Source organism: Streptomyces griseus, assembly GCF_900460065.1.
Lineage (GTDB): Bacteria > Actinomycetota > Actinomycetes > Streptomycetales > Streptomycetaceae > Streptomyces > Streptomyces griseus.
Genome location: NZ_UAVD01000052.1, coordinates 109,570 through 129,799 on the forward strand (window position 1 = coordinate 109,570; position 20,230 = coordinate 129,799).

Consider the following 20,230-nt stretch of genomic DNA (forward strand, 5'->3'; position numbering starts at 1 on the left):
CGTCAAGGGTCCGAGGTGGGCATCGCCGCCGCCCCTACCGACCGCCAACGCTCCGGCACCTGGGTCCGGCGCTAGACCAAGCACAGCGGGGCCCGGCGCCCTTCACCTCTGCCAGCAGGGTCCAGGGGCGGGTGCCCGTCGACGCCGCCTGTGCCACACGCTTGGACGTTCTCACGGAGCCGGCAGTGCCTGGTTGGCGTCGGCGCGCCGCCCACTGTGGTGTCGTTAGCCGAGCCAGTCCAGGGGAATCAGAGCGGTGCGCCTGCCGTCGGCATCGGGACGCCAGTTGCCGATCACGGCTTCCTGGAACCAGCCTTCGGGCAGGTTCGCGTGGTCGCAGACGATGATCTGGAAAGCTCCCTGGTTGAGCTGTACCACGTCGTTGAGGAGTTGGAAGTAGGCGGTGACGGTGGCCCAGTCGGCGTCCTGGATGGTGGATGCGTCACGGGGCTTTTCCGGGAAGAATGCCTGGGTGGGCTGGTCGAGCATCAGGAAGCCTGGGACGGGTCGGTTGTTGCGTCGCAGGTAGGTGTGCAGCGCGAGGTGGGCGACCAAGTGATAGCCGATGTGGTTCTTGGCACTGCCGATGCGGGTGAGGGGCAGCCGTCCGGAGGGTCGCCTGAGGACGACGTTGAGGAGCTTGAGACTGATGGCTACCTCGGTGGCGTCGGCTGCTCCTCCGAGGTTGAGTCGCTTGGCCCAGGCCGTCATACCGACGGCGATGTCGGCGAGCCGGCGCTCCGTCTCGGCCGCGACGTCGTCTTCATCGACGAGCTGTTCCAGTGTGGCTGCTTGGTCCTGGGCGAGGACGAGGTTCTGGCGCAGCCGGGCAATGTCGCTGTCTGTGCCTGTGCGGGTTAGTGCTTCGGAGACTCGGCCCTGGATGTGGGCGACTCGTAGGTTCTGTTCTTGCAGGTTGCGCAGGCGCTCGTCGCTTGCCAGGAGTTCTTTGAGCTGGGCGCCGTTGAGCCTGAGGCGCTCGGTGACGTCGGTGCGTCCGGTCTGAAGGGCTCGTCGGTGTTCCTCGCGGACGGGCTGGAGTGTCTGTGCCTTGGCGAGTTCGCTTGCGAGGTGCCCGGTCAGTTCGGTGATGTCGTGTGCGCTGGGGTCCGGGTGTTCCAGGGGCTGGGTGCACATGGGGCACACGCTGGTGTCGTGCCGGCGCTCGGGGCCGAGGAGGTCGAGGGTTTTGAGGCGGTCGAGCTGGAGGTGGAGTTCGCCGGTGAAAGCTCGTCCCTGCTGCTGCCAACGGTCGACCGCGGCCAGGGCCTCGTCGAATTCCTGCAGTTGTTCACGCAGGGCGCGGCGTTCGTCGTTGAGTTCCTGGCGCCTGTCACGCAGTTCGAGTGGTGCGGCGGTTTCCGGGGCTGCGGCCAGGGCCTGGTGGAGTAGGTCGAGGACCTGGGTGGTGTCGGGTGCTGCGGGCACCTCAGTCAGGAGGCCTTCGGCTTCCGCCAGGCGTACGAGGGCGAGGCCGTTGGCATCCATGGCCTGCTGATGGCGCAGTGCGTCGTCGAGCTTGCGTTGTGCCGCGCGCTGGGCGCGCTGGGATTCGCCGAGCCGGTGGCGGCGCAGTGCCTGCTCGGGGCCGGCGGCGCCGAGAAAGTACGGCAGGGTGTCCTTGAGCGCCTGGACCATGCCGGATTCGGTTTGTCGGTGAAACAGGGCTGTCTGGTCGGCGATCTCGTTCTGGCTCTGGAAGCAGAGCAGAGCCGCCTGGGCGATGGAGACATCGAAGGCGTTGCGGGCAGCGCCGGTGGGTGGCTGGAAGTGGAAGTCCTCGATGCCGAGGCGGGCGCTGAGCTCGCTGCGCAGCGCTGCGACGTTGGAGTTGCTGACGAGTTCGTCGGATCGTGGGATGTCCAGGCCGGCGCCGCCGGTGCGGGTGTACGCGTGCTGGGTGGAGGCTCCTGCCGGCCTGGGCCGGGCCAGGACCATGCGTGAGTTGTCGGCGAACGTGACCAGGAGGGCGTACCAGCCGACGGTCTGGTCGATCAGGTCGTCAGGCAGGTTGGGTGCGCGGCGCCCGAGGCAGTAGTCGACGATGGTGAGGACCTCGGACTTGCCGGTCTCTGACTCGCCGGTGAGGATGTTGAGCGCCCCGGGGCGAAACCGCAGGATCCTTGGGGGCTTCCTGCCGTCTCGGTGGTAGAGGGCCAGGGCGAGCAGTTGCATGACGGTTCTGGAACTCCTTGATGAGGGCGGATCAGGGCCGGACGCCGAGGGTGGTGAAGGCGCGGGTGGGGTCGGTCACGGCGAGCCAGCGGCCGACCAGTGCGGCTGCGCGGGCACAGTCGGCGACCTCTTCGCCGGGGGCGGCGGAAGCAGGCTTGGGGGTGCGGGGGCATACGAGTCCGCCGGGGGTGACGTCTATGGCCTGGTGGCGCATGGCGGTACGCAGGCTGGTGCGGGTGTAGTTGGTCAGTGTTGCGGCGCGTTCGGCGAATGCGGCCTGCAGGCGCGGGTGTTCGTGTGCCCAGGCTGTGAGCGTGACGGTGGACTTGCCGGGGAGAGAGTCGCGGGTGTCTGCGGGCAGCACGAGAGGAAGGATCAGGAACGCGCTGGGCCAGGGCAGTGGCCGCTCCGCCTTCTTCGTGGCGGTGTTGACGGCACTGGCCAGGAGGTAGGCGCCGAAGGCGGGGTTGAACAGCGCCTGTACCTCCGACACGTTGCGGTGGGAGTCGGTCGTCACTGTTCCTGCGATTCGTCGGGGCTCTGACAGAGGTCTTGGTAGTTGGGGTGCCAGCCGAGTTGCCGGTCGGGCTCCGCGGTGTCGGCCTGGTCGGACAGGCCGTGGGCGCTTCCGGTGCCGATCCAGGGGGCGGTGACGCTGCCGGGTCGCAGTTGGGTGTCAGCAACCCGGTCCATGGTGGCGTCCAGGATTTCCTGACCGATGTCCTGGCGTTGCTCTTCACTCATGTCGTCTCGGATGCGGCGCGTACGGCGGCGGAAGGCTGTCTCCCACTCGTAGTGAAGTTCACCTTCGTATTCGTCGAGCCGTTCCGGGGTGATCTTGAAGGTGCGCAGCCATTCGGAGCGCTGTGCCCGTGCGTAGTGGTAGTCACGCAGGTGCATCGCCACTTCGTCGTCGGGCAGGCCGATCCACCGCATCTGGGTGACGACCAGGCGGTCGTTGTAGTCGGCGATCTCTGCCTGGGTGAGGTGGCGCAGTGTCTCGGTGATCGGCAGGTTCTTGCCGATGTAGCGGCCGGTGACTTCGTCCCGTCGGCACATGAGTTCCTGGGCGCTGACGGAGGCTCGCATGTGCTGGGGGTTCTTGCGTTCCAGCAGTTTGACCGCCATGCCGTACCACCACCCCTTGATCTCGTCGAGGGCTGCCTGCGCGTGGTCGCTCGGCGTGATCCCCAGTTCCTTGGCGAGACTAGAGTCCAGGTCTGACATCAGGGGGGCCGCGTCATTGACGGTGATGGCGCGGACAAGCTGCTGGCGCCGGGCCGGGGCGAGCTGCATGAACAGCTCACGGTCTTCGGCGGTGGTGACCGGCCCGTCCGCGTCGTCGGCGGTCTCCTCCATACGCTCCAGCGCCTTGGTCTCGTCCCGGTCCGGGCCGTCGCTGAGGTACTGGAAGAACGTGCCTGGCGGTGCGGTCTGGGTCGAGACCAGGCGCAGGATGGGCATGGCGGCATCTGCGGGGTCGGAGAGTTTCTTCAGGGCATCGATCCAGGACGCGACGGAACGCCAGAAGTCCTTGCCGGTCTCGCTCAGCGGGCCGGCCGCTTCACGGTGTTTGGCCTGCAGCAGTTCGCGTGGGGTCTTGTCCGGGTCGAGGAACTCGATGTCGTCGAGAAGTTCCATGCGGACCTCGACGGTGGGGTCCTGCCAACTGCGGCGGGCGAGCTCGAGCAGGGCCAGCTCGCCCTGGTAGAGATATCCGGTCATCTGCCCTGCCGCCGAATGCGACCTTGCTCGCGCCACGTTCCCCACTACTGATCGTGCTGGCCTGAGCGGCGCAAGTCCCACCCCTGCGACCGGCCGTACCAGGAATGCAGCTCTAGGCTGCTCGGTCTGGTGCGATGCGCTGTTCCGCTCCCCTGGGCCACAACGTAGCACCTACCCAGCCATCACCGTCAGCCCCGGGAGGATCGCTGTCAGTGATCTCTGGGGCCAGTTGGCGTGGCGGCCGGCAGTGCTGGTCCGCCGGCCGGCCTTGACCCGTTCTGTCGCCTCTCGTTGAGGTCGGCTTGGCTCGGCAAGTCACTGCGGGCTTCCTGCGCGTAGTCCCACGGCTGCGCCATGAGTGTGCCCGCTGCCCGGTTACAGCAGCGGTGGCATCATCTCCCCCGTCGACAGAGCCCGGGTGCGGCCCTCGTCGACCCATCCGTGCCAGTGATGGCCGTCAGCGAACATGCGGTCGAGTTGTTGCCGGCACTCCTCCACGACAAGGGGCCACCCGCGGGCGGTGCGCTGGGTGTGTGCAGCCTGCGGCACCCGGATCCACCAGGCGTAGCAGGAATCGTTGTCGCTTCCATAGCTTCCGTCGTCCTTACAGCCCTCATAAACGCACCCGAGCCGGGAGGCAAAGCCCACCATCGTTTCTCGGCTGTCCGCCGCCAGGAGAAGCCCCATACCGGCCTCGTGATAGGACTCGCTGATCCTCTGCTCGGGATCATCGACCTCAAGCTTCCAGACCACCCAGTCGCACACAGCCCAGGGATCGACCCTGACAGCGCTACCCGTCCGTGCCTTCACGTCCCATCCTCTCCTCGCCTGTACCTTTGGCCCGTTCCGTACAAAGCAGCCGTGGGGTGTAACGACGATCCGCGTATGCGGTGTGCGGCAGTCGCTCGGCTAGGGCGTGTCTCCTTGATGGGCTGATCAGTTGATCGAATGTGTCTGTCCGGTTAGTGATCACTGATGCGATGTGGGACCGGATCGAGCCGCTGACGCCGGCCGATCCGGTCCGTGGAAGGCGGTGGGCTGACCACCGCCAGACCCTGGAGGCCATCGCGTGGAAGTACCGCACGTGCTCACCCTGGCGGGACCTGCCCCACGAGTTCGGTGCGTTCCAGACCGCTCACAAACGCCTGATCAGGTGGGCTGCCGACGGCACCTGGCGACGGATCTTCGCTGCCGTCCTCGCCCAGGCGGACGCTGCTGACGAGGTGGGATGGGCCGTGTCGGTGGACTCCACTGTCTGTCGGGCTCACCAGCACGCGGCCGGGGCCAGGAAAAGGGGGGCACTCGACGAGATTGAGCCCGCCGATCACGCACTCGGACGCTCACGGGGCGGCTTGAGCACGAAGGTTCACCTCGCCGCTGACGGTCATGGACGGCCATTGGCCTTGCATGTCACTGCGGGCCAGGCTGGCGACGCGCCGGCCTTCGAGACGGTCATGGCCCGCATCAGGGTCCCGCGCGCTGGCCTGGGCAGGCCACGAACGCGGCCCGACGTCGTCCTTGCAGACCGGGCCTATTCATCTCGGGCAATCCGTCGGCATCTTCGCCGCCGAGGCATTCAGGCCGTCATTCCGCAGCCCTCTGACCAGGTCGGGCACCGTCTTCGGCGAGGCCGGGCCGGCGGTCGTCCGCCCAGTTTCGACACCGAGGCATACAAGCAACGCAACACCGTCGAGCGGTGCATCAACCGCATGAAGCAGTGGCGCGGCCTCGCTATGCGAACGGACAAGCTCGCCATCGCCTACGAGGGTGCACTTCACCTCGCAGCCATCCTGATCTGGACGCGACCACGGAAAGCCGAGGACGACTGCTCGTCAGGGCATGACTGAATCAGGGCCTGGACGCGGCGTCGACTGCCTTCACTCTGCAGTCCGAGCAACTTCTGAACCTCTTCGCGACGAACAGACGCCGATAGACCGTCACCTGGCGCCGAGGGATGCCACAGAGCGTCGCCCTATCCGCCAGGGCGTGCACCAAAGCCGGGGCACCTGTCTCCCGGCATGCAGCGAAGCCCGTCGGGGCAAGCCCGAACGTGAACTTGAAGGATCGGAGTCGGTGACCAAGCTGCGGCATGGCCACCACCCTCGCACGTGGCCCGACCACCGTGAAGTCAAAGAGACAGGCTCTAGGTGAAAGCCGGGCAGGGGTGCTGGATCACTAGGACCAGCCGGCCGCCCGCGTCGAGGGCGGCTGCAACGGTCGCATTCGGCGTGCCCGTCGGCTCCGCGTCACTCGAATCGGGCCTCGCTGTCGTTGACGCAGGCCACGAGCTCTTTGACCGGCTCGAGCCGAGCTCTGAGCCGCTCCGAACAGATTGCTGCAGGAACCCCCATCCGAGAACACCCGGCCAGGCTGTGCTTCGTCGTGGCGTGGTTCGAGGAGGTATACCGGCAAGGCCTCGAACCCCTCTGCGGTACACCGATCTCGCCCGGCACCCGAAGGGCTTGCCTGAGCAGCTGCCGCACTACGTTCCGGGGACATCTCAGCAATGGCGGTTCTTGCATACCGGCCCGGTGCGATGCAGTGGATCGTGGATCTTCCGGAGGCCGCCCGGGTGTGCGGCCCGGCATTCGCCGACAGCACTCCCCTCTGCGGGGCGGACGCGAACTACGCCCCGCCGGGCATCTCATCGACTGCGGGACAACAATCCATCGCTCGCGCCGAGTTCTGTCAGCTTGCCGGATACCCCCTGCTCGACTACGACGACAGTTACAAGATCGGGCTGGTCGGCATCCATCTGACGCGACAGGGCCTGTTGATCGGCTGAGAGGTACATGAGTTCCTGTGTCTGCTGGACGCCCGCCGAGCCTTGGTCAACCACGGACCGTCTGCCGTGACGCCCTGGCATCCGACAAGCCCGCCGCAGGTCTGCCGAAGCCGCGGGCGAGCGCGTGCGTGCAGGAATATTCGTTCGGCTGATCTCACGTTTGCCTGGGCCGACCTGTCTCACGCAGGCGGCTCAGGCTCCGGTCTGGGCAGGGCTTCGAAGAGGGGTTGCAGGGCGGTAGCGAAGAGTTCGGCGTGCCGGGCGGGCTTGGACGGACTGAGGTTCAGGCCGTAGAAGATGTGCTCGCGCAGGCCAGTGTTGCGCAGTGTGCCGGCGTTCTTGCTCTGCAGGATCTCCAGGAGGCTGGGTCCACCGTCTTCCTGTATGCCTTCGATCATCTCCAGTTCTTCGATGTCAGCGATTTCGAGGGGGTCGGTGTCCGGCGCTTGGAGAAGGCCTCGGGATCGTGCGCGCTCGCGGATCACGGTCAGAGTCACAGGGTTGACGGGAAAGCCTTCGGGCAGGACGAGCAAGGGCAGGAAACGTCGCGGGTGTGTGGGTGATATGCCGGTGAGGGCTGTCTCGTCCTGGCGCAGGGCATCGATGGTGGCGTTGATCTGGTCGACTTCCTCGATGAGCTTGTCGATGTCCTTGATCTGTGATTCGTCGGGCACGGCAGTGGCCGCTTCACGGCGTAGCTGGGTCGTGGTGACCTCGATGACGATCCAGGTTCCCGGATAGTCGACCGCGGCGTCGGCGATGCGCTGGCCTTTGACCGTGTAGGCGGCTTTGAGCTGCGCGTCGTCATAGACGCGCCGGACGGTGGATGCGTCCTCGGTGATCCGGTGGAGAACTTCGCTGACGTACACCTCGCTGATGCGGCGCAGAGTCTGTTCGGCGCGGGTGGCGAGGGTCTTGTGGCCGGACGGCCTGGGGTGGTGGGGCGGTGGGAACCGGATGTCCAAGATCGGCAGCCACCCAAAGGCACGGCTCACGAGGTGACGGGGGTCCAGGACCAGCAGTCGGCGTTGGGGCAGGCGGATGACGGGCCAGCGCTGGAAGGGGTCGAAGGACCATTCGGTGCGGTGTTCCGGCCGTTCCTGCCGGACTGCTTCTCTCATACCAGGCAGATCGTTGCTGATCAGCGAGAGCACGCGGTGGAGTCGCTCGGCGGGCAGGGTCAGTGCCGAGTATTCGGCATGTTCCAGGACGAAGTGTCCTTGTGTGGTACGGGCCCACAGGTAGCCGGCGACGGCGGCCAGGTCGTCGAGCCGAACGCCGGTGCAGTCCTCGTAGGCCTGGCTGAGGTCGATGGCTCCGGGCTCTGAGAGGTGTTCCATGGGCAGCTCGAGCCACCGGCGTGCATAGCGGGCCAGGACGCCGGAGACAGACCAGGTGTGGTTGAAGTGCTGGTTGGCAATGATTTCCCGGCCCAGAGGGCCGGGCTGGTCCGCGATGACGGTCGGGCCTGATTCGGAGTGGTGCCCCATGCTCTGGCTGTTGCACAACAGGGCGACGGTCAAGTCACCCTTTGGGGCGCCCTGCGGCACGGTGTCTGGCGATACGTGCACTGCCGTGCGGGCCAGAAGCATGACGGCTTGGGGGACAAGAAGTCTGCGGCGGTCGTCTCTGAGGAGGTTCAGCACACGATCACGCAATGGCCCCTGCATCAGCGTGTTCACGAATGTCTTCTCTACGTCTCGCGCTGAGGCATCAGGCATCGCGAGAGCGGTGAGTGCCCAGGCGCAGAACCGGAGCACGTCCTCCAGGGGGATCCGTTCCAGCTGTCGCTCTGTGTAGTCGCTGGGCGGTACGAACCCGAAGATCTCTTCTGCGGTGAGGTAGACGGCCATCAGGTCGATGGGGGCAGGGCTCTGCGCCGACGATGCGGGAACCAGCAAACCGCTGGGGTGTTGGTGCCATTCCGGAACGAGAGCTGGAGCTGTTGAACCTTGATGGACAGGGCGGCCTTGTGAGGGGTCGGCAAGGTAGCTTGAGCGCACGGGGGCCGGCTCGCTGTCAGCGAGCATCCTTCTTATCGCTGCTATCTCCCTGACCAGGTCAGGTGTAGGGGCCATCGGATCTTCCTGTCATGCGGGCGATAGGGCCGTTGGGGTCCGGGCGGAGTCGGTCGGGGTGTGGTGCGCTGGGGCCGGACCCGTGTGCGGACCGCTTCGCCACTGCGGACCGCGCGGACGCCCCGCCCAGTGAACTGCTGGCTCTTCTCTCGCTATCAGCTCTACCACCCGGCACTGACACTCGACCGGACGGCGGCAGCCCCAGGCAGCCTCACTGGGACCGGTGAGGTCTTGCTTCCTCCCTGGATCAGCAGGACAACAGGGAAGGGGAAGCCCAGCAGCTGGCCTGCGTCCGCGTCAGGGCGGTATCCGCCTCTCGGCGGCAGGAGTTCCGCCGCCGGGACGTGATGTGCTCACCGGCCTCTCGGCCGGTGTTAACCGGCGACCACCGCTGGCCCGCAGAAGGTGCGGGTGTCTGCGCCGCCAGCCGCCTCGGTACGGGGTCGGTTCCAGCGGCGCAAGTGAGAGCGAAGCGGAGAGCGGGTCGGCCTGGGAAGTCGTGAGCGGAAACCGTTACTGAGGGGCTTTACCGGGACGAGGAGGGGGCGATCCGGCCCAAGTAGCAGCGAGGATCCCAGGTCACCAGCCGCCAGTTCCCTGGCCAGGGTTCAGGCGTGGGATAGGACTGGGCGTCCTCTCTGACCCATCGCAGCTCAACCTCAGTCGTGGCGCTGCTTCCATGATCAAGCGTTGCGGTGACCGTGCAGGCTGCTGCCATGTCGTGATGGATGGAGAGGATCTCGAATGCGGAGAGCACGAAGGGGTCGTAGACCCGCCGGACCTCGCTGCGTACCGCCTTGCCGTGCCGGGTGTGCAGGTCGTAGGTAAGCAGGTCGCTCAGGGAGCCGTAGTTGCGGCGCATCCAGCAGTTCAGCAGTTCGCGGGTATGAGTGTGGGCGGGGTGGCTGTTGAAGGTCTCGCTTCCGGGGAGATGCCTGCCGGGGTTCCACTTCTCGTTGACGCGGTTGATCTCGGCTTGTCGCAGGGCTGTGCTGGTGAGTTCTTTGAGCTGGCGTCCCACGCTGGAGAGTGTGACTGGTTCTTTGGACTGGTGTTCCTGTTGCTTCAGGCGCGCGGCGGCCCAGTCAGCGACGGCGAACAGCCGGTTCCAGGCTTTGGTCGCGACTGTGAGGTTGTCGTAGTTGAGAATGCTGCCGTGCACGATGCCGTTGCGGTAGAGCTCGTAGACGGGTTCTTCCAGTGTGGCCGTGCGCCCTTTGGTGAACGTCTTGTGGGCGTGCTGGAGGCCGCGATGGTGGCCGACGACGCTGTCCCAGGCTTGCAGTTCCTCGGGAGCGCGTGCGTGCAGCCCACGGCGCACGCTCTCGAACTCGTTGACGAAGCCGTCCATGACGCTCAGCAGCACCTGGACAGTGGCGTAGTAGCGGCCTGCGAAGTAGTCCTGCCGGGCCCGTTCCACCAGGGTGAGCCTGCGGCGCATGGCCGGCAGCTTCCGCAGCGGAAGGATCATGAACGGCAGACTCTCGGCGTCGTGGTAGAGCTCGATGAGCTTCCGTTCCGCCCCGTCCACATCCTCTCCTGCGTTGGCGACAATGGCCCGCACCGGTTCCAGGGGCAGCCGGTCGTGGAAGATCCAGTGCTTTCCCCCGAACAGGTCATAGAAGGCGTCGACCGTGTCGCCGAACTCTCGCAGCTGAAGCCGGATCGCATCGGCCAGCTTCCGATTGCTTCTCCCGAGGAACCTCACCACCTTCAGTTGCCGTTCGAGCTCCAGATAGGAAGGAAGATCACGAGCAGATTCGTAGGCCATGCCCAGATCGTAAGAAGCGGCACTGACACTGCCTCGTCCGTCCGCTTCTTCCTTCCCATCCCACTGGTGCGACACCGGTTTACTCACACGCAACACCTCAGTCGGTAAGTGGGAATCGTGTGTTCGGATTGGGGGTCTGGCGCGCCGCCGGAGGGGCGGCGCGTTCGACGGCCCGGGTGAGTGTGGCGGGTCAGCGCCTGGGGAGGGCGAGGAGGTTGTTGGTCCACACGCCGTCGGCGTGGGTCCGCAGGTACTTCTCGCCCCGAGTGGGCGTCACGACGACGACCTTCGTGCGGTGTCCGGCTGCGTCGGTGTAGGCCTCGCCGGACTGGTTGTCGATCCAGTCGACGAGCTGAGCCCGGGTGTTGTTGCCGCTGTTGCCGGAGGCCTGGTTGGTCCACCACAGGTGGGTGATGTGTTCATGGGTGGTACCGCCGGCTGTCAGGCGTACCGCGGTGATCTGGATGGCCATCGTTGCTGTCCTGCAGTTCTGCCGGCGGCATTCTGACGGGTTCCCGCGGCCGGCGCCCGGTTTCCGTGAGCACCCCGGGTGGGGTGCTTCGCCTGGGACAGACGACGTAACTCGCGGGTAGGAGGACGCGTGTGGCTGGCGGGGTGTCAGGAGCAGTCGAGGCAGCGGTCGCTGTCCGGGGCGAACATCGCGGGCGGGTGCTTGAGGAAGCAGCCGGGGCAGGAGCGGCCGGGGGTGCGGGGCGGGCAGGCGCAGCTGCCGCATTCGGGACAGTGAGGGACGTGGCAGCGCGGGCAGGCGGGTTCGAAGGAGCGGTAGTTCTCGTCGCAGTTCGCGCAGATGTAGTCGCGCGACCGGGGGCCGGTGTCGGCGGTGGGTGGGGTGAAGGCGCGCCAGGGGGCGGAGTCGGTGACGAGGACAGCGACGGTGTAGCCGTCCATGGGGGCGGTGTCGGTGTGCAGTTCGCGTCCGAGGATGCCGTCGCGGTAGCGGACCTGGGTTCGTCCTTGTGCGCGGCCTGGGCCGGTCAGGGCGCGGTCGATGACGGGGATGTCGCCTTGGAAGCTGCCGCGCGGCAGGGGCGGCAGGCCGTTGGAGGCGGCGAAGGCGAGGTGTCCGTCGGGGTCGAGGAGGAGGACGTGACCGGGGGCGGGGAGGTGCTGGGCTGCTCGTACGCAGACGGCCATGCGGGAGGCGTTGCTCGTCTTCCACAGGAGGGTGATAGCTGAGGCGGTGGGTCCTTTGGCGTCCAGGTGCTGGTCGACGAGGTGTGCAGGGAGCAGGATCTGGGCGGCGAACGCGTCGCAGGCGGCGTCTTCGAGGAGGACACCGCCGTCGGGTTCCCGGCTGAAGGGCTCCATGAGGTCGAAGCTGTTCTTCTGCAGGTGGTGACCGAGTTCGTGCAGGGCGGTGAAGTCCCGCCGTGCGTGGCTGGCGGAGGTGGCGACGGACAGGCGGGGCGGGGGGCCGTAGTCGTATGCTCCGGCGACGCTGCAGCCCTGTGCCGTCTCGTTTTCGGGAACGTCTTTGACGGTGAGCTCGGGCCAGGTCCGCAGTTTTGCGAGGGCGTCTTGCGCCAGGAGTTCGGCGGCACCGGGGCGGGCTGCTTCGAGTTCCGTGATCATGGCGGCGGCCTGGGTGCGGGCGGCGCCGGCGCGTACGTAGTTGACCACCTCAGGCGTACCTCTCCTTCTTCTCTATTCGTCCAGGAGGAGCTCGAAGTAGCGGTCAGTGCGTGCGTTCCAGTTCGGCTGGGTGCGGTTGTCGTCGCGTGCCGCGAGCGTGTAGACGCCGTAGGCGGCACGCAGACGGGCGGCATGTTCGGTCTCGTCGTACTGGGCGGCGAGTTTCTTGACCTGGCTTCGGCGCAGAGGCCGGTTGAGTTCGTGTACGACGGCGGGCGGCAGAGCTGGGTTGGTGTCGAGGAAGCGGGCGGCGGGCTGGCCGAGGAGTGCGGCGAGCGTATCGGCCTGCTCGGCGTTGAGGGGCTGTTGCCCCCTCCACATGTCCAGGGCCAGGGGCGGTGGCAGTTTCAGTTCGGCCGCGAGCTGCTGGACGGTGATGGCGTGGTCGCGAAGGAGTTCGGAGAGGCCGCCTGACCCTTGCGGGGCCCATTGTGCCGAGGCGAGGACCTCGAGGTGGTCGGTGAGGGCGGCGCGGTATTCGCCGGCTGCTGCGGGCACGAGAGTACTGCTGCCCCATCGGGCGCCGGTGACGGTGTCGGCGAGCATGCGGGAGGTAAGGGGGTCGGGGCGGCTTGTCAGCTCGCTGACCGGCCGGTCCAGTACGCACCACGGAAGAGTGGTTTCCAGGCCCCACCAGAGCGCCAAGGGCTGCTCCAGGGTCGTGGCCGGGGCGGGCAGGAGCAGGGTGTCGGCGTCCGCGTAGCGTTCGAAGGAGGCCGGTACGGCGCGGGCGGTGTCCTGGTCTCCGGCCGTGGTGATCAGCAGCAGCTGGATGGTGTCGTCCCATACCGCGCGCCAGATCTGGCCGGGGCGGGGGTCCTGAGGTGGTGCGGTGGCCGCCTGGTGGACGGCATCGGGCACTTTCAGGCCCGCTGCGGCGGCTACGAGCCTCTGGTAGGCAGTGGTGTGGACAGAGCTCATGCTGTCTCCCCCGTCTCCTCGGCTGTGGTCCATCAGCGCATTCTCTTCTCACTGGGTCCAGACGACGTAACTGGGCTGTTCACGAGGCGGTCTCACTGCAGCGCCGCAGCAGGGCGGCCCATGACCGCATGGGGGTCGATGTCCGCGGACAGAGCATTACGGAAGCATGGTCTTGAGGTTGGACAGGACCGCGGCTGCGTGGCCTTGCCGGATCTCAAGCAGCTGCGCGCGTGTCGGGCGAAGCGTCAGGCAGGTCGTTGGGCGTGAGGCGCTGCCAGATGTCCTCGGCCACCCCCTCAACCCCGGTCGGGTCCGGGGCTGCGGCCGCCGCATGCTGTTCGACCGTTTCGGCGACGGTCCCCTCATCGGCGTACAGGGCGGTGAAACGGGCCGGTTCCAGAAGATCAAACCGGGCTTCGAGGACCTTGGCGAGGTCTTCCTCCCGCACCGCTCCCTGTGCGTACCGGAGCACGGACAGTAGGACGGTCTTCAGGGCGTGGACTGTCTGCCGGGGTGTGGGGCCGGCATGGTTCCAGCGGGTGATGCCGACGCCTTTCACCTGTGCGGCCTGGGCGATGAGATCGTCGAGGTCTCCCTGCCATACGGCACCTTCGACATGGTCGGCCAGTGCCCAGCGCGGCGGGGAACCCTTGAGCTTGCGGTAGGCCGCGTCTTCGCCCATCAGCCGGGCGATACGGCGCCGGAGCTTGCCTCGCGGTGTCTTCTTCGCCTCGTCAATGAGGAAGTTCTTGATCGACGTGAGAAAACAGTCGCTCCAGGGAGGCTTCGTCGGCGGCCTGGGTGAAGCAGGCGGTCACGAACCGTTGTCCCGCTCCTTCCCGGGACAGCATCGCGCTGATCACGTCGTAAGCCGCGTCATCGCTCCATGCCGTGTGGCCCTCGGGGGGCGGAAAGCCGGTGCCACGACGCACCTGGTGAACCAGCCTCCGCAGTAGTTCGAACGTGGCCGGCCCCAACCCGCCGGTCTGCAGCTCCTCGTACGCGCTCTGTGTCACGTGCCCCACCCCGATCCCTGCTCCCCGGCGGACGTCTACGGCCGCAAGGTTTCAAGCCTGCATACACCAGCGTTCATCCCCCTGGCATGCGACACGCGCATACTCCCTCCGTTCGAGCCCTCCTCTGCGAGAGGCGGCACCCACCAGAACGGTGAAGTAAGGGCGCCGTCTCGCTGACCGGCTACCACCACGACGGTGCACACTGCTTCGGCCAGCGGATCTCAACCTCGCGGGAAGTCGCCAGGCATGGCGGCGATCGGCCCGCCAGCATCGTTTCGCTGCTCGCCTCGAAGCCATCGGCTCATGACGGTGACCGATGTTCCGGCTTCCTTCGCCAGTGCAGTGATCGTCGGCCGCCGCTCTGGGGGAACGCTCCAGAAGCGGATGCGCATCTCGCGGATCAGGGCGTCTGGGAACCTGCGCCCCATTGGGTGGCGCTCGCCTCTGGCATTGGTCCCGTGGAAGGCCTTGTCGGCAATGTTCTCGGCCTGCGAACCGGCTCTGAGGTGCCGAGGGTTATTGCAGTTGTTCCTGTAAGTACTCTCAGGGCACGTGTGGCGGATGACCGCGGGCCCAAGCTCCTTGTACGTCACCCCTTGGGAGAGCGCATACGCGATGCGATGTGTCAAGGCTGCCTGGACGCCCTCCCACCTGAGCTGTCCGTATCCGAAGTGGTTGCGCGTCTTCGCCGTCCAGGGCCAGCAAGCGTCGTCTCCGCCCCTGCGATCGATCCGAGCCCAGAACTCCGATACACGGGCCTCGCGGTCCAGTTCGACGAGATCTCCTGTCGAGATGCTCCACCCTCCCTGTGGAGGCGTGACCGGCTCCGCCACCTTCTTCGCTCCTGTGCGGCCTTCTCTGCGGGCGACCCAAGTGTCCCGATTGTTTTCGCTCTTTGTCCCGGGGAGCAGGTGGGCGGGATTACAACAGGGCTTGAAGTCGCACAGGTGTCTGAGCAGCGTGCTGCCCGGCAGGGCTTGCTGTAGCCCGCTGGCAAGGGTGAAGGCCACGACATGTGCGCTCGCCGAGCCGGTCATGGCTTGGCCAGCAGCGGTGTGTCCGTATTTGTTGCCCTTGACGCCCTTGAAGGGCCAGCAAGCGTTCACTCCAGCTGAGTGGTCGACACGGTCCCAGAAACTCGCTTCCCGAAACTTACGGCGCTCAGGCGTCTCGGTGATGCCGTACCGCTCGCCACCATCAGTTACCCGTACTCCGGCTGTGCCGTGGAGGTGCTTATAGGTTCTCCCGTTGACCAACTGATTGATCCGAGACAACGTGCCCCCTAGCGCCGCCGCGGCCTCGGTTTGAGTCATCCGGCCGGACTGCACCACCTCCAACACCCACCGCGCTTCAGCGTCCGTCAGTGATCGTCTGACCATGCCGTAACGCTACGGTGCGGCACCGACAAACGGACCCCCAGGACGGACAGACCGAATGCGGCTCTGTCGATGCCGTAAGCCGGCCCCCGGGGCCCACCAGAGCAGCACCTCCAAGCGGCAGGTTCGACCACCGCACCGATGGCTCGGCAAAACTGCGCAGCATCCGCCCTCTGTGAGCAACGCAGGCTGAGCCGGATCACAGGTCACAGAACGCAGGCCAACGGCACCACGAGCAAATCGATCCAAGGCCAGTTAAGACCAGCAACGGATCACCCCTAACTAGAGGTTGCGCTCACCAAAGTGAGCAATGGCCAGCTCGGACTTACCTAGCCTGCTCACCTTCAGCCGGGCCACCACAGCTCCGCTCATGGACGTGCGTGTAGAGACCGTCAGGGAAGTGAGTGGGGAGCTCGTCGATGCCTTCGGCCGGCTGTTGCCGCAGTTGTCTTCGAGGGCGAAGCCGCTCGGCTTTCAGGCGGTTCAGCGGATGGTGGCGTGTGATGTCAACACGGTTCTCGTCGCCAGGGCGGCCGGGGTGATCGTGGGAACTCTGACGCTGGTGATGTTTCCCGTGCCGTCTGGTTTGCGGGCCCGCGTCGAGGATGTGGTGGTGGACGGTTCGGCGCGAGGTCAGGGAGTGGCTGGTCTTCTCACCGGGGAGGCTCTGCGGATTGCTCGGGAGGCGGGTGCCCGCACGGTGGATCTGACCTCCCGGCCGGATCGTGCGGCGGCGAACCGGCTCTATGAGCGTCTCGGCTTCCGGAGCAGAGAGTCGACCGTCTATCGCGTCCCGCTCGACGAGTAGACACACAACACCCTTGCTTGAGCCGGGCAAAGGCATCGAGCGCGGTTCCCGGGGGTGGACCGCCCGCGCACCAGAGGGTGCCGCAGGTGCGCGCCTTCGCGTGAGTCGACTCACGCGAAGGCGCGCAGCTGCGGTCGTGTTCTACTCGCCGGGGCTGGGGCAGATGAGGTCTCGCAGTTCCTGTTCCCATGTGGCGAGGACGGCTGTTCGTGCTGTGGCACTGGGGTTCTGTGGGAGCGGTTGGGTGGTTTCCAGGAATTCCAGGGCGTCATCGTGGTCCAGGGACAGCAGGGCGGTGCTGCCCGGCGGGCGCAGCCGGATGAAGATGCGCTGTGTGTCGCCGGGTCGTTGTGGTCCGGGCCAGATGATGACGTCGCCGATGCCGACGCTGGTGTGGAGTCCGTCGGTCAGGAGTTCGCGTGCGAAGGTCCACTCCAGTTCCTCTTCGGTTCCTGCGTAGAAGACGGCCGTGACGGCGTAGGGGTCTTTCGTGCGGTAGGCGAGTTGGGTCAGGATGCGGTCGCCGCGGTCGTCTTCTGTGTGGTGCTGTCGCATCCACAGCTGCATGCGCTGTTCCAGCCCGTCGCCGGCGTCGTCTGTTCTCGTGGTCCACAGCTTCGTCGTTCTGCGGTCGTCGGTCAGGAGTTCTGACGGGTCGCTGGAACTGTTCTGCGAGGTGAGTTCCTTGTCCGGGTCTTCGGTGTCGTGCGTCCGGTTGACGGTCTTTCTGCTGTCTCCGTGGCCGGCTGCGGTCGCGGTGGCGGCGGGCAGCAGAAGGAGGCTGCCGGGCTGGGCTGTGTAGGCGTCCAGGTCGGGCGGGGTCGGCGCTTGTTCGGGGATGGTGTGGCGGTGTGCCTGGTCCAGGCTCACCGCCGAGTCGGTGGCGATCAGCAGGTGGGCGGGGGTGAGGGGGCGGTTGGTCACGGCTGTGGTGTCCTGCGGGGTCAGGCCGGGCAGAGCCGTTTCGCCCGTGATCAGGTGCCCTCCTGGCGTTGTTCCGTGCGCCCAGGGATAGCCGGAGAGCGCGCTGAGGAGCAGCGGCCGCCAAGCGCCGGCGGGAACCCTGTCCGGGATGGTGGCGATGCGGCACCTGGTTCGCCCGTCGGCCGGGTGCTGGTGAAGCTGTTCGATGTGTGGTGGTCGGGCAGGCTGGAGCAGGTCGGTCAGGCGCCCCGCGGCCAGGCGGTCGATGCTGTGGGCGGGCGCGGGTGCACCGAAGCGCGTTGGGTCTGCGGTTCCGGGTGCTCTGACCTGCTGGTCAGATCGTTGGGAATTCCCGGCGAGTTCATGGGCGGCATAATCGATCAGAGCACTTTCATATGCCTGCTTCATCAGCGCGTGGATTCGGATTCTTGAAGTAAAGGATCCACGGCTTTCCGGTTCTCCCGCCAACCGGAGTGCCGTGTACATGTTGCACGTGGTGTTCAATTCGATGTCGAAGCTTGTCCGCGCGAGCGATTCGGCCGATGGCCCGGCGGACGTGCTTGTCAGTCGGTAGTCGGGAAAGCCGGTGCCGGGGCGGGCGCCGAGAACGTGCTCCAGCCGCCGCCGGAACAGAGCCATGCGCAGAAAGGCGCTGGCGCTGGAGTACGTGGGGCCGGGGTCGGTCGTGCACGGCAGGAGCGTGGGGGTAAGGGGGTCCTCGGTGTGCATGAGGAGGTAGTGCCTGTTGTTGTCGGGCTCGCGGAGCAGCCATTCGTGGATGCCGGTCGTCCTCGTCGTGGCCGGGGGGCCGGCCGCGAGCAGCGCCCTGAGGTGGAGGGCGGGTGCGTGGTGTTCGGGGGTGCCGAGGACGCTGTTCATGGTCCAGCTGAAGGTGCGCAGCGGCCAGTTGCCGAGCCGGCATGGGTCGAGGGGGTCGTCCTCGGAGGCGTCGCCGGCGTCGGTGGTGGTGGCTTCCTGGGTTGTGCGGGCTGTGGGCTCCTGCTCGGCGTCGGGCCCTTCAGCGGATTCCCGGAGGCGGGTCTGCGCCTCGTCGGGGATGGGGTCGCTGAGAGCGCGCACGTGAGGGGCGCGCAGGCTGGAAGCGGCCATCAGGGCGGTGAACTCGTCGTCGTCGGCGGCGGTCGGCATCGCGTTGTCCTGGTGAAGACTCATCGTGCTCCCCCCTCCTCCAGCTGGACGGTGTGCAGTCCGCTGGCAGAAATTCTGTTCCGGGCGCGGGCCAGGCGCCTCTCGAGCGCCTTGGGCGTCAGGCCCACGCGGTCGGCGGCCTCGGCCTGGGTGTAGCCCAGGGCCATCCAGCCGAGCGCCTCGCGCAGTTGTTCGTCGGGCAGCAGCGTGCGCAGCCGGGTGATGTCGTCGTGGGTGACGGCGGCCTGGGCGGGGTCGGTGGCGCGCTGGTCGGGGATGTCCTGCTGGGCGTAGAGGATGTCGTCGGTGTCGGCTGTGCGGTGGTTGAGTTCAGACTGTCCGACGTGGTGGTTCTTGTGCCAGCGGATATAGACGGGGCGGAAGGCGAGGATGGTCGCGCCGACGAAGTAGGTGGTGAGGCTGGCGCCGCCGTCGGGGGTCCACTTCCCGCGGACCAGGCCGTGTTCGCGGAAGAGGCTGCTGCCCTTGATGACGGTGTCGGTGACGACTTGGGTGCGGTCCTCGTAGGTCCAGGAGTCGGGCATCATCGCCGGTGGTACCGGGCGGCCCATGCGGGCGGTGCGTTCGAAAATGTGGCCGCTGGCGGTCCAGGTGCTCAGCGTGCGCCATCCGTAGTCCATCAGCTCGGCGGTGAAGGTCCGGTAGTGCGGTCCTTCGAAGTTCCGCCGGCGGAGGAACGCGACGAGGCTGGCGTCGGCTTCCCGGAGCCGGGTGTGCGCTGCGGCGTCCGGGTCCGTGCTTGCGGTCAGGGAGCGTTCGAGGCCGCGCAGTTCGGCTGCGGGGTCTGTGTGGGTCTCCGCGTCGAGGTGGTGGACTTGGTCGTGGGGGGTGTGCCCCTTGACGTCTCCATCCTGCACATCCGCTCCCTTGCCCTCGTCCCGGCCGCCGGTCCGTCTTCGTGGTCATAGGTGTGGTCCGGGTGTCTTCCCCCGGGCCGCCGCCCATCCAGGAGTGTGATGTGCGTCACGCGGGGGGACGGGGTGTGGGGGCCGCTAGACCTTCATCGAACGGCGCCGGTACCGCGGGGCCGCCCAGCAGACGGAGGACCTCATGATGTACACACCCCCCGGCCCGGGCCCCGTGGGCGGCACGGGCGGCGACGCCGGGCGCGGCGCCGGGCAGGAGCCTTCTGTCCGCGACGCGGCACCGGGCTGTTCTCCGGGCCAGGTGGCGCAGGCCGCCCCTGGCCGGCAGGATCCGGCGAGCCGCGATCTGCCGCAGGGCCCCCAGGGTGAGGGGCCGCTGCTGGGCCTGCGCAGCGCGATCATCCTGATGCTGGGCATCCTCGTCGCCACGGCTGCCGGTGTCCTGACCTACAGCGCCCAGCAGGACCCGGCCACCGCGGCCCTCGCGGCAGGCGGTGCTTTCGCCGGCGGGGTCCTCTTCTTCCAGAAGATCATCGCCGGATAGCGGCACGGCCCGGGCCCTGAGCGCCCCGTCGAGCAGAGCCGGCACGAGGCTCGTGCCCCGGCGTCTGCAACCCGGTGCCCGGCTCCGCCCCTTCCTCCAGGGGCGGAGCCGGGCACCGGAACGCCCCCTCCCCGCCGGCCGCCCCGCCGCCCCCTCCCCCGATCCCGCTCACAGCGGGGCCGCGGCACCCGCCTCCTGCCCGCGGGCCGCGTTCACCGGCCAGCAGCCTCCGAGACCGGCCTCGGACGGCAATGAGCAGCGGCGTGAGCATGGCAGCGGACGGTGAAGCCGAGCGAAGCGGGGGCGCTCGTCACCCGTGAACCCGACGCCGTGGGCGGCGAACAGTCCCTGGCTCTGCGCCGGCCGGGGCAAGATCCGCCAGGCGTGCCGTGAGGGCCAGGAGGACCAGCTCGCC

General features: G+C 67.2%; 18 protein-coding genes. 4 read left to right on the forward strand and 14 right to left on the reverse strand.

Features of this window, described 5'->3' with window-relative positions:
* Window positions 1-225 precede the first annotated feature (225 nt).
* The 4 genes from DTB53_RS32575 to DTB53_RS32590 form a co-directional block, all read right to left on the reverse strand.
* Window positions 226-2,175, reverse strand: a complete 1,950-nt coding sequence (locus DTB53_RS32575) for a DUF3732 domain-containing protein (protein ID WP_012377530.1) — start codon at window positions 2,173-2,175, stop codon at window positions 226-228.
* Between the two features lie 31 nt (window positions 2,176-2,206).
* Window positions 2,207-2,692 carry a three component ABC system middle component gene (locus DTB53_RS32580; RefSeq protein WP_012377531.1) on the reverse strand — a complete coding sequence of 162 codons (486 nt, stop codon included), beginning with the start codon at window positions 2,690-2,692 and terminating at the stop codon, window positions 2,207-2,209.
* Window positions 2,689-3,900 carry an ABC-three component system protein gene (locus tag DTB53_RS32585; RefSeq protein WP_042495252.1) on the reverse strand — a complete coding sequence of 404 codons (1,212 nt, stop codon included), beginning with the start codon at window positions 3,898-3,900 and terminating at the stop codon, window positions 2,689-2,691. Before DTB53_RS32585 ends, DTB53_RS32580 begins: the two co-directional genes overlap by 4 nt.
* A gap of 375 nt (window positions 3,901-4,275) precedes the next feature.
* Window positions 4,276-4,710 carry a hypothetical protein gene (locus DTB53_RS32590; RefSeq protein ID WP_012377533.1) on the reverse strand — a complete coding sequence of 145 codons (435 nt, stop codon included), beginning with the start codon at window positions 4,708-4,710 and terminating at the stop codon, window positions 4,276-4,278.
* 170 nt (window positions 4,711-4,880) lie between these two features.
* On the opposite strand from DTB53_RS32590, the gene DTB53_RS32595 reads away from it, so the two are divergent.
* Together DTB53_RS32595 and DTB53_RS32600 are read left to right on the forward strand one after the other, a co-directional pair.
* On the forward strand, window positions 4,881-5,747 hold the full coding sequence (locus DTB53_RS32595; RefSeq protein WP_042497977.1) for an IS5 family transposase: 867 nt from the start codon (window positions 4,881-4,883) through the stop codon (window positions 5,745-5,747).
* Between the two features lie 659 nt (window positions 5,748-6,406).
* The gene (locus DTB53_RS32600; RefSeq protein ID WP_012377535.1) at window positions 6,407-6,685 is read left to right on the forward strand and encodes a hypothetical protein; all 279 of its coding nucleotides are present in this window, start codon (window positions 6,407-6,409) and stop codon (window positions 6,683-6,685) included.
* A 179-nt stretch (window positions 6,686-6,864) separates the two neighbouring features.
* Here the strand turns inward: DTB53_RS32600 and DTB53_RS32605 are convergent, their stop codons facing one another.
* From DTB53_RS32605 to DTB53_RS36720, 8 genes are all read right to left on the reverse strand, one after another.
* Window positions 6,865-8,538, reverse strand: a complete 1,674-nt coding sequence (locus DTB53_RS32605) for a hypothetical protein (RefSeq protein ID WP_141727087.1) — start codon at window positions 8,536-8,538, stop codon at window positions 6,865-6,867.
* Between the two features lie 751 nt (window positions 8,539-9,289).
* Complete coding sequence (locus DTB53_RS32610) at window positions 9,290-10,534, reverse strand: hypothetical protein (RefSeq protein ID WP_141727088.1); 1,245 nt, start codon at window positions 10,532-10,534, stop codon at window positions 9,290-9,292.
* A 190-nt stretch (window positions 10,535-10,724) separates the two neighbouring features.
* The gene (locus DTB53_RS32615; RefSeq protein WP_012377538.1) at window positions 10,725-11,006 is read right to left on the reverse strand and encodes a DUF3892 domain-containing protein; all 282 of its coding nucleotides are present in this window, start codon (window positions 11,004-11,006) and stop codon (window positions 10,725-10,727) included.
* A gap of 146 nt (window positions 11,007-11,152) precedes the next feature.
* Window positions 11,153-12,178: an ImmA/IrrE family metallo-endopeptidase gene (locus DTB53_RS37125; RefSeq protein WP_012377539.1), complete on the reverse strand. Its 1,026-nt coding sequence runs from the start codon at window positions 12,176-12,178 to the stop codon at window positions 11,153-11,155.
* Window positions 12,179-12,202: 24 nt separating this feature from the next.
* Window positions 12,203-13,111 carry a hypothetical protein gene (locus DTB53_RS32625; protein WP_106431661.1) on the reverse strand — a complete coding sequence of 303 codons (909 nt, stop codon included), beginning with the start codon at window positions 13,109-13,111 and terminating at the stop codon, window positions 12,203-12,205.
* 214 nt (window positions 13,112-13,325) lie between these two features.
* The gene (locus DTB53_RS37705; RefSeq protein WP_256656862.1) at window positions 13,326-13,793 is read right to left on the reverse strand and encodes a hypothetical protein; all 468 of its coding nucleotides are present in this window, start codon (window positions 13,791-13,793) and stop codon (window positions 13,326-13,328) included.
* Window positions 13,794-13,845: 52 nt separating this feature from the next.
* Window positions 13,846-14,127: a hypothetical protein gene (locus DTB53_RS37710; RefSeq protein WP_256656863.1), complete on the reverse strand. Its 282-nt coding sequence runs from the start codon at window positions 14,125-14,127 to the stop codon at window positions 13,846-13,848.
* Between the two features lie 221 nt (window positions 14,128-14,348).
* Window positions 14,349-15,506: an HNH endonuclease family protein gene (locus tag DTB53_RS36720; protein WP_012377542.1), complete on the reverse strand. Its 1,158-nt coding sequence runs from the start codon at window positions 15,504-15,506 to the stop codon at window positions 14,349-14,351.
* 367 nt (window positions 15,507-15,873) lie between these two features.
* Here DTB53_RS36720 and DTB53_RS32635 point away from each other — a divergent pair, with 367 nt between their 5' ends.
* Window positions 15,874-16,311: a GNAT family N-acetyltransferase gene (locus tag DTB53_RS32635; RefSeq protein WP_042497981.1), complete on the forward strand. Its 438-nt coding sequence runs from the start codon at window positions 15,874-15,876 to the stop codon at window positions 16,309-16,311.
* A 141-nt stretch (window positions 16,312-16,452) separates the two neighbouring features.
* On the opposite strand, the gene DTB53_RS32640 is transcribed toward DTB53_RS32635, so the two are convergent.
* Both DTB53_RS32640 and DTB53_RS32645 read right to left on the reverse strand, forming a co-directional pair.
* Window positions 16,453-18,384 carry an SsgA family sporulation/cell division regulator gene (locus DTB53_RS32640; RefSeq protein ID WP_237528387.1) on the reverse strand — a complete coding sequence of 644 codons (1,932 nt, stop codon included), beginning with the start codon at window positions 18,382-18,384 and terminating at the stop codon, window positions 16,453-16,455.
* 20 nt (window positions 18,385-18,404) lie between these two features.
* Window positions 18,405-19,262, reverse strand: coding sequence for an RNA polymerase sigma factor (locus DTB53_RS32645; RefSeq protein ID WP_012377545.1), 858 nt, complete (start codon window positions 19,260-19,262; stop codon window positions 18,405-18,407).
* 193 nt (window positions 19,263-19,455) lie between these two features.
* Here DTB53_RS32645 and DTB53_RS37025 point away from each other — a divergent pair, with 193 nt between their 5' ends.
* Window positions 19,456-19,815 (forward strand): hypothetical protein, encoded by a 360-nt coding sequence (locus DTB53_RS37025; RefSeq protein WP_172595317.1) that lies wholly within the window; start codon window positions 19,456-19,458, stop codon window positions 19,813-19,815.
* Window positions 19,816-20,230: the final 415 nt, after the last annotated feature.

Coding starts and splice junctions, on each gene's coding strand:
- DTB53_RS32575 (WP_012377530.1), bottom strand. CDS start 2,175: ATGCAACTGCTCGCCCTGGCCCTCTACCACCGAGACGGCAGGAAGCCC.
- DTB53_RS32585 (WP_042495252.1), bottom strand. CDS start 3,900: ATGACCGGATATCTCTACCAGGGCGAGCTGGCCCTGCTCGAGCTCGCC.
- DTB53_RS32595 (WP_042497977.1), top strand. CDS start 4,881: ATGTGGGACCGGATCGAGCCGCTGACGCCGGCCGATCCGGTCCGTGGA.
- DTB53_RS32600 (WP_012377535.1), top strand. CDS start 6,407: ATGGCGGTTCTTGCATACCGGCCCGGTGCGATGCAGTGGATCGTGGAT.
- DTB53_RS32605 (WP_141727087.1), bottom strand. CDS start 8,538: ATGGCCGTCTACCTCACCGCAGAAGAGATCTTCGGGTTCGTACCGCCC.
- DTB53_RS32610 (WP_141727088.1), bottom strand. CDS start 10,534: ATGGCCTACGAATCTGCTCGTGATCTTCCTTCCTATCTGGAGCTCGAA.
- DTB53_RS32615 (WP_012377538.1), bottom strand. CDS start 11,006: ATGGCCATCCAGATCACCGCGGTACGCCTGACAGCCGGCGGTACCACC.
- DTB53_RS32625 (WP_106431661.1), bottom strand. CDS start 13,111: ATGAGCTCTGTCCACACCACTGCCTACCAGAGGCTCGTAGCCGCCGCA.
- DTB53_RS37705 (WP_256656862.1), bottom strand. CDS start 13,793: ATGGGCGAAGACGCGGCCTACCGCAAGCTCAAGGGTTCCCCGCCGCGC.
- DTB53_RS36720 (WP_012377542.1), bottom strand. CDS start 15,506: ATGGTCAGACGATCACTGACGGACGCTGAAGCGCGGTGGGTGTTGGAG.
- DTB53_RS32635 (WP_042497981.1), top strand. CDS start 15,874: ATGGACGTGCGTGTAGAGACCGTCAGGGAAGTGAGTGGGGAGCTCGTC.
- DTB53_RS32640 (WP_237528387.1), bottom strand. CDS start 18,384: ATGCCGACCGCCGCCGACGACGACGAGTTCACCGCCCTGATGGCCGCT.
- DTB53_RS37025 (WP_172595317.1), top strand. CDS start 19,456: ATGATGTACACACCCCCCGGCCCGGGCCCCGTGGGCGGCACGGGCGGC.